General features: G+C 39.1%; 13 protein-coding genes. 6 read left to right on the top strand and 7 right to left on the bottom strand.

The window, feature by feature from the left end:
• Nucleotides 1–30 precede the first annotated feature (30 nt).
• From J2Z32_RS06095 to allB, 3 genes are all read left to right on the top strand, one after another.
• Nucleotides 31–1,251, top strand: coding sequence for a pyridoxal-phosphate-dependent aminotransferase family protein (locus tag J2Z32_RS06095; RefSeq protein ID WP_210088289.1), 1,221 nt, complete (start codon nt 31–33; stop codon nt 1,249–1,251).
• Nucleotides 1,252–1,611: 360 nt separating this feature from the next.
• Nucleotides 1,612–3,069 carry an allantoin permease gene (gene allW, locus J2Z32_RS06090; protein WP_245251241.1) on the top strand — a complete coding sequence of 486 codons (1,458 nt, stop codon included), beginning with the start codon at nt 1,612–1,614 and terminating at the stop codon, nt 3,067–3,069.
• Between the two features lie 69 nt (nt 3,070–3,138).
• Entirely contained in the window at nt 3,139–4,506 is a 1,368-nt protein-coding gene (allB, locus tag J2Z32_RS06085) for an allantoinase AllB (RefSeq protein WP_210088288.1), read from the top strand.
• 76 nt (nt 4,507–4,582) lie between these two features.
• Here the strand turns inward: allB and J2Z32_RS06080 are convergent, their stop codons facing one another.
• Complete coding sequence (locus tag J2Z32_RS06080) at nt 4,583–5,023, bottom strand: pentapeptide repeat-containing protein (RefSeq protein WP_210088287.1); 441 nt, start codon at nt 5,021–5,023, stop codon at nt 4,583–4,585.
• A 260-nt stretch (nt 5,024–5,283) separates the two neighbouring features.
• On the opposite strand from J2Z32_RS06080, the gene J2Z32_RS06075 reads away from it, so the two are divergent.
• A complete protein-coding gene (locus J2Z32_RS06075) occupies nt 5,284–5,805 on the top strand; it encodes a DinB family protein (protein WP_210088286.1) in 522 nt (173 codons plus the stop codon).
• Nucleotides 5,806–5,954: 149 nt separating this feature from the next.
• Here the strand turns inward: J2Z32_RS06075 and J2Z32_RS06070 are convergent, their stop codons facing one another.
• Together J2Z32_RS06070 and J2Z32_RS06065 are read right to left on the bottom strand one after the other, a co-directional pair.
• Complete coding sequence (locus J2Z32_RS06070; protein ID WP_210088285.1) at nt 5,955–6,887, bottom strand: AEC family transporter; 933 nt, start codon at nt 6,885–6,887, stop codon at nt 5,955–5,957.
• 40 nt (nt 6,888–6,927) lie between these two features.
• Nucleotides 6,928–7,794 (bottom strand): alpha/beta hydrolase, encoded by an 867-nt coding sequence (locus J2Z32_RS06065; protein WP_210088284.1) that lies wholly within the window; start codon nt 7,792–7,794, stop codon nt 6,928–6,930.
• A 245-nt stretch (nt 7,795–8,039) separates the two neighbouring features.
• Here J2Z32_RS06065 and arcC point away from each other — a divergent pair, with 245 nt between their 5' ends.
• Nucleotides 8,040–8,987 (top strand): carbamate kinase, encoded by a 948-nt coding sequence (arcC, locus tag J2Z32_RS06060; protein WP_210088283.1) that lies wholly within the window; start codon nt 8,040–8,042, stop codon nt 8,985–8,987.
• A 121-nt stretch (nt 8,988–9,108) separates the two neighbouring features.
• Here arcC and J2Z32_RS06055 read toward each other — a convergent pair whose 3' ends face one another.
• Complete coding sequence (locus tag J2Z32_RS06055; RefSeq protein WP_245251240.1) at nt 9,109–9,282, bottom strand: N-acetyltransferase; 174 nt, start codon at nt 9,280–9,282, stop codon at nt 9,109–9,111.
• Between the two features lie 174 nt (nt 9,283–9,456).
• On the opposite strand from J2Z32_RS06055, the gene J2Z32_RS06050 reads away from it, so the two are divergent.
• A complete protein-coding gene (locus J2Z32_RS06050) occupies nt 9,457–9,909 on the top strand; it encodes a hypothetical protein (RefSeq protein WP_210088282.1) in 453 nt (150 codons plus the stop codon).
• A gap of 313 nt (nt 9,910–10,222) precedes the next feature.
• Here J2Z32_RS06050 and J2Z32_RS06045 read toward each other — a convergent pair whose 3' ends face one another.
• The 3 genes from J2Z32_RS06045 to J2Z32_RS06035 all read right to left on the bottom strand — a co-directional run bounded on the left by J2Z32_RS06045 (nt 10,223) and on the right by J2Z32_RS06035 (nt 13,021).
• A complete protein-coding gene (locus J2Z32_RS06045) occupies nt 10,223–11,167 on the bottom strand; it encodes a DMT family transporter (protein ID WP_210088281.1) in 945 nt (314 codons plus the stop codon).
• A gap of 107 nt (nt 11,168–11,274) precedes the next feature.
• A complete protein-coding gene (locus J2Z32_RS06040; RefSeq protein WP_210088280.1) occupies nt 11,275–12,219 on the bottom strand; it encodes a sulfurtransferase in 945 nt (314 codons plus the stop codon).
• A gap of 19 nt (nt 12,220–12,238) precedes the next feature.
• On the bottom strand, nt 12,239–13,021 hold the full coding sequence (locus tag J2Z32_RS06035; protein WP_210088279.1) for a CPBP family intramembrane glutamic endopeptidase: 783 nt from the start codon (nt 13,019–13,021) through the stop codon (nt 12,239–12,241).
• Between the last annotated feature and the right edge of the window lie 259 nt (nt 13,022–13,280).

Genomic DNA, 13,280 nt, shown 5'->3' with positions numbered 1-13,280 from the left:
TAAATTGAGGATGGATGGTGAATTTTTAACATGTTTAAAGAAATAGATATCCCACAAAGAACGATTATGACACCCGGACCCGTAGAAGCACACCCAAAAGTGTTACGCGCAATGAGCCATACGATCCTTGGACAATTTGATCCAGCCTTCTTATCCATCATGGACGAAGTGAAAGAAATGATCAAAGCTCCGTTCGGTACAACTAACGAGCAGGCATTTGCAATTGATGGAACATCCCGTTCAGGAATTGAAGCTGCTATGATTGCTTTAATTGAGCCAGGGGATAAAGTGTTAATTCCTGCTTATGGACGATTTGCGTATTTGTTAGCTGAAATTGCAGAGCGTGCACAAGCAGATATTGTTATGCTGGAAAAGGATTGGGAGACTCCTTTTGATCAGCAGGAAGTCATTGAGAAGATTAAAGAGGTTCAGCCTAAAATCGTAGCCATGGTTCATGGTGAAACTGCGAATGCTCAAATTCAGGAAATGGAAAAAATAGGTGCTTATTGCCGTCAAAACGATGTTTTATTTTTGGTTGATATGGTTGCGACTTACGGCGGAGTAGAAATTAAAGTGGATGAATGGAATATTGATATTGCTATTGCTGGTTCTCAAAAATGTGTCAGCGTGCCGTCAGGTTTATCTCTTATTACTTTTAACAAGCGTGCCCAAGCAATTATTGAATCACGCTATCAGAAGGAATTAGGACTTAGCAAAGTAGAGCGTAACGAGCGTTTCATTCAAAGCAACTATCTGGATTTGAGTCAGTTGATTAATTATTGGAATAATAATCGAATCAACCATCATACAGAAGCGACCTCTATGATTTATGGTATTCATACGGGGTTACGTGTTTTACTTGAAGAAGGACTTGATCGTGTGTATGCACGCCACACCTTGAATAATAAAGCGATTGTCGCTGGAGTTAAGGCGATGGGTCTTGGTATTTATGGTAACGAAGATACTAAGATTCCTACAGTGACACCAATTCTTGTTCCGGAAGGCATTGATGCTAATGGCGTTAAAGACTTTTTGCTGGAGCAGTTTGGCGTTGAAATAGCTGGAAGCTTTGGTGACTTACAAGGGAAAATTTGGAGAATTGGTAATATGGGATATAGCAGCCGCAGAGAAAATGTACTACAAGTATTGGGTGCTTTAGAAGCAGCTCTCATTTACTTTGGTGCGCCGATTCAAGTGGGCAAAGCGGTTAAAGCAGCGCTGGATGTTTACCAAGCAAATCACAAAAATTAACATAATAAAGTAATATGGATTTCATATAACTTAAATGGAATTTATATCCGGTCAAATGCGGATTTCAACCGTATTTGACCGAAATTTTTTTATTATATCAATTATTTTTTAAAAGGTAGATGTGCAGTTTAAACAAAAACATACTTACGTTTTGTTCAATTTTACAATGATGATGTAAGCGTTTTCATTTATACTTAATATAGAACATTAAAATTAAAGACAAAATAAGAGGTGAGCCCAATATCTAAGTGAAAGAAATGCTTACAGTCTGTTATTATAGGGTAATACCAACAGAAAGCCGCGTTACAACTTAGAGGTTTGTGGTTACTGTAAAATTTGGTTTTTAGGGAGGTCAACATTTTGAATCAGGTTATCGAGACCAATATCGAAGTGTATCAGCAACGGGGATATAGCAACGAAGACATTTTACCTAAGTCCCCAGAGAAAAGAAATATGGGCGCAATGAACTATTTTACGCTCTGGATGGGTTCTATTCATAACATCCCTAATTATGCGGCTGTAGTCGGTTTTTTATTGCTAGGCTTGTCACCGATCAACGTCATCTTTGCAATGATCATTAGTGGGATTGTACTTTCCTTGTTTATGGTTATCAACGGCCGAGCAGGGACTAAATACGGAATTCCTTTTGCGATACATCTACGTTCAGCTTATGGAAGTAAAGGCGCTAAACTACCCGGATTTCTACGGGGATGTGTGGCAGCAATAGCTTGGTTTGGAGTACAGACTTACGTTGGGGCTGCTGCATTAACAATTTTGATAGGTAAGATTTGGCCTGCATATTTGGAAATTGGATCAGGTGCAAATATTCTTGGTATATCTGTACCTGAATTAATCAGCTTTGTGCTTTTCTGGGCAGCAAATATGGCAATTGGTCTAGGTGGTGGTGGAATTCTGAATAAGTTTACTGCTGTACTAAGTCCAATTATTTATATTGTTTTTGGTGCGATGACTGTATGGGCGGTTAATGTCGGTGGCGGAATCGGAAATATCTTTACTTTTAAAATGACTGAAGCCACTGCAATTAATCCTGTTTATGGATACTTAATTGTAATTGCATCCGTGCTTGCTGTATGGGCAGCACCGGGCGTAAGCGTATCTGACTTTACACAAAATGCAAAATCTCAAAAAGCACAAACGGTTGGACAAATCGGTAGCTTTTTCGTTGGGTACTTCATATTCGCAATCATGGCTGTTCTCATTATTATTGGTGGAACCATTCATTATGGAGCACCTACTTCAGGTAATGGTGTTTTGGATTTCATTAATCAGTGGGATAGTCTTCCTGCCATACTATTAACAACCTTAGTATTTTTGATGACAACAATTTCAACAAATGCTACAGGTAACATCATTCCTGCGGGTTATCAGTTAGCCGCTTTATTCCCAAAATCGATCAATTATCGTAAGGGTGTAATTATTGCCGGAGTGGTCAGCGTTTTGATTATGCCATGGCGTTTTATGTCTGGCGGTAGCGCAATTATCGTATTCTTGAATGGAATTGGAGCTTTACTTGGTCCAGTTGCAGGTGTAATGATCGTTCATTACTACTTTGTGCAAAGACAACACATTGATTTGGATCAGTTGTATTATGATGAAAATGATCAAGCAACTAATCGTAGCATTTACAATAGCGTCAACGTTAAAGCGTACATTGCAACGATTGCAGGACTGATTTTATCCTTAATTGGACAATTTGTTCCAGCCTTTTCGTTCCTTTCTGACATCGCTTGGATTGCAGGATTTGTATCCGCATTTATTATATATTGGATTTTGATGAAAGTATCGCCAAATAATTGAGATGCTGTTTTACAAAATCTGTGATCTGTAATTGATTTAAAAACTACAATCAAATTGGAGGAATATGAGATGACTTATGATCTAGTGATTAAGAACGGTCTTGTTATTTTGGATAGCGGAGAGGTAAAAACAGATATTGGTATTCAAGACGGCGTGATTGCTGCAATCGGCTCTCAGTTAGAAGGCTCCAAAGTGATAGATGCTACAGGCTTAATTGTAAGCCCAGGAATGATTGATGCTCACGTTCATATTACAGAGCCAGGTGGCGGCTACCGTGATGAATGGGAAGGCTATTCAACTGGAACAGCTTCTGCTGCAAAAGGTGGAGTAACTTCATTTTTAGAAATGCCTTTGAACCAAGTTCCTGCTACAACAGATGGCGAGTCTCTCAAAATCAAATATGCTGCTGGGGAAGGCAAATTGAGATCAGACGTTTATTCCTTTGGCGGATTAGTGCCTTACTCTCTTCCTAAAGGCGGTATTCAAGAGCTAGATGAAGGTGGCGTAATTGCTTATAAATGTTTTATGGCAACATGTGGTGACCGTTCAATTGATGGCGACTTCATGAACGTGGATGACTACTCGTTGTATGAAGGTATGAAGCAAATTGCGAAAACTGGAAAGGTTTTAGCTATCCATGCTGAAAATGCTGCAATTACCGATAGATTAGGTGAGATTGCTTACAAAAATGGTGAGAAAACTCTAAAAGCCTATGTTGAAACTCGTCCAGTATTTACAGAAGTTGAGCCAATTCAACGTGCAATTCTTTTCGCTAAAGAAACAGGATGCCGTATCCATATTTGTCACGTCGCTTGTCCAGAAGGCGTTGAAGCTGTAACGAAAGCTAGACAAGAAGGCGTTGATGTAACATGTGAAACTTGTACACATTATATGTATTTCCATACAGATGAGTTGGATAGTATCGGTCCTGTTGTTAAATGTTCTCCTCCAATTCGTGATAAACAAAACCAAGATGGCATGTGGGAAAAATTGTTGGCAGGTGAAATTGAGTTCGTCACTTCTGACCACTCTCCATGTACACCTGATCTAAAAGATAAAGAAAATGCATTTGAAGCATGGGGTGGAATCTCTGGACTTCAAAACAATGTGGATGTTCTATTTGACGAAGGTGTTCAAAAACGTGGCATGTCACTTCAACAATTTGCAGGTATCATTGCAAGCAATGTAGCGGATCGCTTTGGTATTACGAATAAAGGCCGGATTAGTGTAGGCAAAGATGCTGACATTGTGTTGATTAAGCCAAATGCACCTTACACACTTAAAGCGGAAGATCTAGAGTACCGCAACAAAATTAGTCCTTATATCGGTCGTGAGATTGGTGCGCAGATTGATACTACTATTTTGCGTGGTCACATCATCTACTCCCAAAAAGATCAGGTTACACCTGAATTCCCAGGCGTGTTCGTGAAGTGCTAATAACTACAACAAAGTGAATCAAAAAGGGGATGTCCTCCGAGTCATAAAAATGGCTAAGGACATCCCCTTTAGTTATTTATTTATCCTTCAATAAATCCGAAATTAAAATCCCATTTATTTTTAAGCCAGTAATATCACAATCGGATATTTCGACATTTGATAAATTACAGTTTTTTAATTGAGTATTTGTAAGGTTGCAATCTTGAAAGGTTATCGGTTTATATTGTCCCTCAGGATTATAATTCCCATCACCCTCCATAGGAAGCACTACATTGTGGAACTCTGTCCCAAACAGATGGGCGTGATCAATAACGATATGGCTTAAGTTTACATCCGAGATTTTACTCTTACTCATATTAATATCATGTAGTGACAATTCACTCATATTTACGTTATTTAATTTTGTTTTCGCCAAGCTAACATTATCAATATCAAGCTCTTCTGCTCTAACCTCCTGCCACTTAGATCCTGATATGTCCCTCATTTGTAGATTTAATTGCTCAACCTTTAGGCTCATTTACATCCTCCTTAAAATTTTAATTAAATACTAACCACTAACTTCGACATATTCCACGTATTTCCTTTTAAAAATCCAAAAATATTTAAGCCTCTGAGTATTTATTATTATTTTATTTCAGTCTGCCAAAAAAGAATGGTAAAATAAAGGCTCAATCTTGAAATCAGTACTTGACCGCTAACCCCAACTAGCGAAGAGACAGAGAGATCGCCATAATAAATACCAAAAAAATAGAAATTAATTACAAAGGAGAGGTGAACATGTACGAAAGACCTGATAGAGAAGAATATGCTTCATTTTACGAAGGTTACATCGGCCTTGTCCCTGAAGGTAACGTCATTGAAATATTGGAGCAGCAAGCTGACAAAGTGAGTAAAGCTATTCGCTCTTTAACTGAGGAACAAGGGAACTATCGTTATGGTGAAGGAAAATGGAGTGTAAAAGAGGTTTTTGGTCATCTTATTGATAATGAACGGATTATGAGTACCCGTTTGCTTCGTATCGCGAGAGGGGATACTACACCTCTTCCGGGGTATGAGCAGGATTTATTTATGGTAGAGCATCCATTTGAAGCATACAGTATCGAGGATCTTGCTGAAGAGTATGAAGCTGTAAGACACTCCACAATTGTAATGCTTCGCCATTTTAGTCCTGAAACGTGGTTACGTAAAGGAATAGTTAACAATTATACCGCCTCTGCTCGCTCCATTGTGTGTGTGATTGCTGGGCATGAGTTGCATCATTTGTCTGTACTTCAAGATCGTTATAAAATTCAAGTGTAGTGAAAAGCCGATAATAACATAAAAACATAATAATAAAAGAGTCGAAGGAAGATCAATGAACTGTGACTACGTTCACAGATCACAACCTATTATCCGGCTCTTTTTCTTTATATATATGGTGTTATTTATTTTGTGAATTGCTATCTTGCCTATAAAAATAAGGTGACGATCGGAATGGAAATCATGGACATTAACGACGATACAAACACGATTTGACTTGCAAACTTAGCGTCGTTGCCATAATTACCGCTGAACATAGCGACATATGACGCAGTAGGCATAGAGACTGCCAAGATTGGAATGATAAGCGAGGGTCCAGTTAAGCCAATACTTTTTAGAACAAACGTCAATATAAGTGGAACAAAAAGTAATTTAAAAAATGCAGTTAAATATAAATATTTGTTTTTAAATGCTTCCATAATGTTGCTTCTAGACAGCATTAAACCAATTACGATCATCGCCAAAGGAGAGGTAGCTGGACTTACAATATGAATGACACTGTCAAGTGGCTCTGGAACAGGTAACTGGAATGCAAAAAAGACCAAACCAAATAAAATGGCAAGAATTCCTGGACTAATTAAAACCTTTTTTAAATCAAATGTAGCAGTTCCCGTTCCATTTCTGGAGATGAAAAAGACACCAAATGACCATGATACGATTTCGAATATAAAGCCTGCTCCAATCACTGCATAAAATAAGGCTTCTTTTCCTAACAAGCTTTGAATAATAGGATATCCCATAAATGAAGTGTTAGATAACAGTAAAGCAGTAAGGATGACATCTTTTTTATCGTTGGATAAGGCTAATTTTCTAGATAATAACCATCCCACAGTGAACATAAAGAAATAACAAAAAATCATAATCCCAACAATCGTAAAAGAGGTATTTAAACGTTCTTCACTCATTTTAAGCTGCATTGCTGAAAATATTGTCGCTGGCATTGTAATGTAAAGGACCAGCTGCGTAATATCCTTTTGGCCTTTTTCACTAATTAAATTAAGTCGCCCCGCAACAAATCCAATTACAATTAAGAGAAATAGCACAGAAACCTTTTGTAAAGTGAGAAAAAAATCAATCTGCATTAATGAAGTCCCCCATCTCTTTATAAAAAACGGAATCCAATTAGTTGTTATCTAGCCATTTCACTAATCTCGAATAGATCTCTATCCCTAGCTCATCCACCTGTGTACGATCAAAGTCATGTTCCACCGATTCCACAAGATGTAGTTCACTTTCAGGTATAAATTTATGCAGCATCTTTGACTGCCTTACAGGTACATCGGGATCTTGTGTTGCAGCAGTAATAAATGTTGCTGGTAGTGTAGCTAATTGTTCCTTTGTTAAATCATAATCTCTATTTTGCTGTTGATTGCCAGAAATAAATGAAATCCAATTGCCACGCTGACGTGCTGCAAGATAGAGCAGATAACGCTGCTTAGAAGGTTCTGATGCAATCGGTTGTTTAACAATAAGGCTATCCATCATTTGATCAGAAACCTGCGGATATTGGAGCGCATAACGGCTAGGCACGTTGAAGCTTGCATCGCTTAGTGTGTAGTAACCGTAAAATGCAATGACCCCACGGGGTTTAGTACTTGCATGTGCCGCATGATACAGTGCCAGGTATCCTCCTGCGGAACGTCCCATGAGATAGTACTCGGCATGATCAAGGTTTAAGGCAGTTGCACCTTCCTGAATAAACCATTCGATGGATTGGCTAATCCCTTGCATAATCGCTGGAAGCTTACTTTCAGGTGCGAGCAAGTAGTCGAGGGCGAGTAGACCATAGCCATTTTCAGTCAGCAAAGATATATAAGGCTGTGGCAAATCTTCCCGATGTCCAAAAATCATTCCTCCACCATGAAAATAAAGAATAGTGCCTTTATAGGCTCCGTTTTTACTCGGGTGATAAAAGGTTCCATACAATTGTTGCCCATCAATTACATTAACGGGAATCGTAGCGCTTTCATAGCCAAAACCCTTACTCAATTTTTTCAGCACCTTTCATTATAAACTTCTACATCTCTTTACTATTAACATATCACAAACTAAGGTGATCTCTTTTATTGAAAGTGCACAAAAGTCTCGATGTTTTTATATACAGTGTTCATTTTTTGGCTAAATGAAAGCGTTTATACTAAATTTTAAAAGGAGAATTTTTAAATGATCAAGATTCAATTAACTTAATGACAGTTGAAGAGGAATAAACAAGAAGTATGGAGGCGGCTATGGCTATGGGAAAAAGAATTGTAGTTGCTTTGGGTGGAAATGCAATATTAAGTGACGATCCTTCAACAGAAGGACAAATGAAAGCATTGCGTCATACAAGCAAGCAGTTGGTGGAACTGATCAAGCAGGGACACGAGCTTATTATTAGCCATGGCAATGGGCCTCAGGTGGGTAATTTGCTCTTGCAGCAAGCGATAGCTCAATCTGATAAAAATCCAGCGCTCTCACTTGATACATGTGTAGCCATGACGCAAGGAAGCATTGGTTATTGGCTACAAAATACGATGAATGAAGCGATGGTTAAAGCAGGATTAAACAAGCAGGTGGCATCTGTTGTCACCCAAGTTGTTGTGGATGAAAACGATCCAGCCTTCAGTAATCCAACAAAGCCCATCGGTCCATTTTTCTCCCAAGAGGAAGCAGAAAAAGCAACGGCACAAAACGGAGAAAAGTACGTGGAGGATGCAGGTCGTGGTTATCGAAAAGTTGTGCCATCTCCTAAACCACAAACGATCGTAGAATATCCGATCATTAAAACCTTGATCGAACACGGATATGTTACGATCTCCGCAGGAGGCGGCGGTATTCCCGTGAAAAAAGTAGCCAATGGTTACGAAGGTGTTGAAGCGGTGATCGATAAAGACTTTGCATCCGCGAAGCTAGCGAACTTGGTTGAGGCGGATTACCTGTTTATTTTAACGGGCGTAGATAACGTATATGTGAACTACAATCAACCAAACCAAGAGAAGCTAGAAGAAGTAACGGTGGACCAATTAAAGCAGTGGATTAAGGAAGCGCAATTTGCCCCAGGAAGCATGTTGCCTAAAGTGGAAGCGGCAATTTCCTTTGTAGAAGGTCGCCAAGGAAGCAAAGCGGTCATTACCTCGCTTGAAAATATTAATTCTATCTTTACAGGTGGCTCAGCGACTGTGGTACAGGCAACAGGCAGATAATTCTTTGGAAGCTGAGAAGTAACATAAATCCTAAAAAACAGACCCTTTTGCAACTGTTTGACAGTTTGGAAAGGGTCTTATCTTTTAGTTCATTAAGAAATATTATTAGTTAAAATTTATATTAAAACTTCTTTTTTAGAAAAAATTGTTTTATATCTTCTGGATATTCATCATTAATTGCAAATATTTCGTATCCCATACTTGTATAAAAGTGAGGGGCTTGATAAGAAAAAGTGCAAGTATGTGCAAATGTGCACCCAAGCTCTTGACCCATTCGTTCAGCTTCGGCAAGCATGATCTTTCCATATCCTTTATATTATAATGGCAATGTGTTAATAGGTATATAGACCTGTTTGTTCTGCTAATTGAACATAAGCTAAATCTGAACGTTACTGAAGTCTTAATCTATACACGATCCAAATATTGGTTTAAACTAGGCATACATAAGTTGGTTAAAGGAGAAACAAACATGAAAAAAGCTTCATGGTTTTTGTTTTCCAAAGCCCCTTGGCATCTGTGGGTCATAGCTAGTATATTTTTATTTATTTATGCCAATGGGGTTTATGATTATTTTATGATGCTTGGACTAAATGAGGACTACTATACCGCTAAAAATTATGGGGAAGCGGTGATAAATTATTTCTCCAATTATCCTGTTATTCCGTTAATTTTGTATACTATTAATATCTTTTCGGGTGTATTGGCACCCTGTTTCTTGCTGCTACGTTTGCGATGGGCTGTAACACTTGCTGGATTATCCGCTTTTTCTATCTTGGGATTGGAGTTCATTACATTTACGTGGATGAATCGTTGGGATATTCTTGGAGCAGCCGTTTCGTTATTTGATATCTTTATCCTGTTGCTCACTTTTGCAATGTATCTGTACAGTAAATTTTTACTTCGGCGTGGAGTATTAAAGTAAATAACTTAGATATCTCAAATACCAAGATAAGTTTTCAAGCTTGTAAATAGTTTCATAAATATAAAGCGCGAAGGAGGGATAATGTGACCCATCTTCGCGCTTACTTATGTTCATCCCATCTATCTAGTCTAAAGATTACTCTTTATACAAATGGTTTGAATGAAAGCATTAGGATTGCTACTTTCTTCATTATGTATCTCCTTTGTTTGTTTTTGTGATAGAATCCCGATTCCTTCAGCGAAATCACGTTTGGTAGGCGGAGACACGGGGAACCGCAGGAAAAGATAATCGCATCAGCTTTTCCTGGTATCCATTACACTGTCTTGGGTTCAACAGAGCCTGAAGCGGCTTTGGGAGTATCAGCCGATATAGGCTGAGGTTTGATTTTGTCATAACGAATGAAGATCCACACGCCGAACAGGATAACGACACCTGCCGACATTTGTAGTGTACTCAGTGATTCACCGAGCAGCATCCACGCTAGCATGGAGGAGAATACAGGCTCTCCAAGAACACCCATCGACACCGTAGTTGCATTCATATACTGCAACAGCCAGTTAAAGAGATAGTGGCCAAAGATGGTAGGTACAATCGCGAGCAGCAGGAAGATACCCCATTCAGAAGCAGCATAACCCCCAAAAGCATGACCCATAAGCAGATTGTAAACAGCAAACGTACAGGCAGCAACAAGGAACACCCAGAAATTATACGAAAAGGCACTGAGCCCCATCCGCAAAAATTGACCCAGAAGCATATGCACAGCGACCGCCATCGTGCCAAGCAAGGATAAAATATCCCCTTTCAGTGCAGTACCTGCCACCTGGAAATCACCAGCACCGATGATGATAGATCCGACCAGCGCTATACCCATGCCGATCAGCATCATGCGATTGATTTTGGCTTTGAACAACCAGACCGAGCCTGCCAGAATCAGAATCGGCTCCAGTGCAAGAATGACGGTGGAGCTCGCTACACTGGTTAATCGCAATGATCCCATCCACAGCAGGAAGTGCAGGGCAAGCATGACACCGGAAGCAAGCAGCAGAGCCGACTGACGGAAATCAAGCCGTATCATCTCATGTCTGTGAGGCCAAATGAAAGGAAGCATAACCAGATTGGTTAAAAATAGACGATACATGGCAATGACAGCAACATCTGCGTCAGACCAGCGTACAAAAATAGAGGAGAAAGAAATGGCAATAATGCCGACAAAAAATAACAAATAGATAGATTTACCAGCACGGTTTATACTTGTCATGGGTGTGACTCCTTCTTGAAAAATAGATAACCTAAATTATCTAATTATACAGGAGAAGATCACTGCAGGGAAGCAAATCTGCGAGGAGCGCTGAATGTTTAAAATTTTTACTCTTCCCCCGTCGCCACCGCATTCCCCTCATACGAAATCCAATCACTCCAGCTCCCACCATACAGCTTCACATTTGTGAACCCTACAGTCTTCAACGCCATTATGTTAGGACATGCAGACACGCCTGAACCACAATACACGATAATTGGGGTATCGTAGCCAGTATTGTAGTGCGCTGAGTCTGTGGAATTTGAATTCGCTATTTCAATAAGCTCTGCAAAGTGCTGCTGTAGTTGCTCCTTACTTTTAAAACTGCCATCCTCTTGTAATACATCCTTCCAAAAGTAATTTACAGCCCCAGGAATATGCCCTGCTTTAGTATCAATCGGTTCTTCTAGCCCAAGGTAACGGCGGTTTTCTCTGGAATCAATAAGAATAACCTGTTTTTCAAGGAAAGCAGTGTTGTCAGTATCATCAGTTAAATCCCTTTGCTCTTTTTGATGGAGACTCCTAACGATTTCAGCAACCTCATTCATACTCACTAACCATTCCTGATTAACCTTTGGCTCAAAGGAGGCTGGAATGACAATCGGTTGCTCCTTTGATACAGGAAATTTTGCTTGTTCCCATGCCGTAAAGCCTTGCTCCATGACATACGCTTTTTCATGTCCTAAATACTGAAGCATCCACCATACTCTAGCGGCAACCATACCTTGCTGATCATCATAAATGATGACGCGATGCTCCTGTGTAATCCCTGCTTTACTGAATGTTTTCACCATAGAGGCTACATCTGGTAATGGGTGACGACCGCCATGCCCTTGGATTGGAGCAGATAGGTCTTTGTCTAAATCTAAGTAAACCGCACGAGGGAGGTGGGATTCAGTGTATTTTTGATGTCCTAATGTGGGTTCATTCATCCAAGCTCTACAATCAATAATGACGATATCTGGTTCGTACAAACGAGCTAGCAACCATTTAATAGAAACGGTAAATGACATAAATAATCTCTCCGATACGTTAGATGGATTTTTTTGGTGTTAAGCCTGTTTTATTACGTCTTATCCATAGCAAGCTAAGGGCAACTAGGGTTACACCAACGGACGTAGCTAATTTGATGAAAAGACTTTCATCTATTTCCCAAGAGGATAAAAAAGCATTGATGACACTATGGAATAAAATACATAACCAGATGCTCTGAGTCATTCGATAAATGACGGCAAGTGCAACTGACATCCCTATAATCATAATGCTAAATAGCCCGAAATTCCAATTATATTGGCTTGTGCCCTTAATAAAAAATAGGGGGAGATGCCATACAGACCAGATGCAAGCTGTAACAAGGGTTGCCTTTATAAATCCAAGTGACTTTTCAAGTCGTGGTTGTAGGAGAAAACGCCATCCTAATTCTTCTAATCCGCCTCCAATCACCATGAGGGGGATAGATAATATCGCAATATAGACGGGAAAATTAGGTGTTATCCCACCTAGAAGAGCTGGAATACCAAAATACGTAGCGGTGAGTAAAAATACGACTATGTATGCATGAAAGGGTTGTTTAATTGCAAAAGCTTCCTTTATATAGGCTTTGATGCCTGTAATTTTACCTTGCCGTCTTAAAATAAAATAAGCAACAATGGGTGGTGCGTTCCCACCTATAGTTAACAGCGTCATACCTAAAGGTGAACCGAATTTTAACCATTCAACTTGACTAGCTAAGATTAGAATTCCCCATGAGCAATAAGTGATGAGAAAGGTCCATAATATATAATGAAATAATAACTTCGTATTGGTTGTTTTCATTTCTATTTGCTCCTATTGTATTTTTTTAAATTATTTTTCTTGAAGTTGAATACGTTTCGTAGTTTATAAGATGAAGCTGATGCTCAGCTAGACTTTTGTCAACTATCTTTTGATTAACGTTATTTTGGAGACACTGCTCCACAGCACTTATATCTTTAGTTTTATTGGAATGTTTACTGTGCTTTTTTCTGAAAAAATATGAAATCATAATACTCTCCTCATTTCTATATGTTTTCTCAACGCTGTCTCACGTTTTTTC

The organism is Paenibacillus turicensis (assembly GCF_017873435.1).
GTDB lineage: Bacteria > Bacillota > Bacilli > Paenibacillales > Paenibacillaceae > Fontibacillus > Fontibacillus turicensis.
The sequence above is the reverse complement of the archived record's forward strand: the minus strand, read 5'-3'. Positions and strand labels throughout refer to the sequence as shown.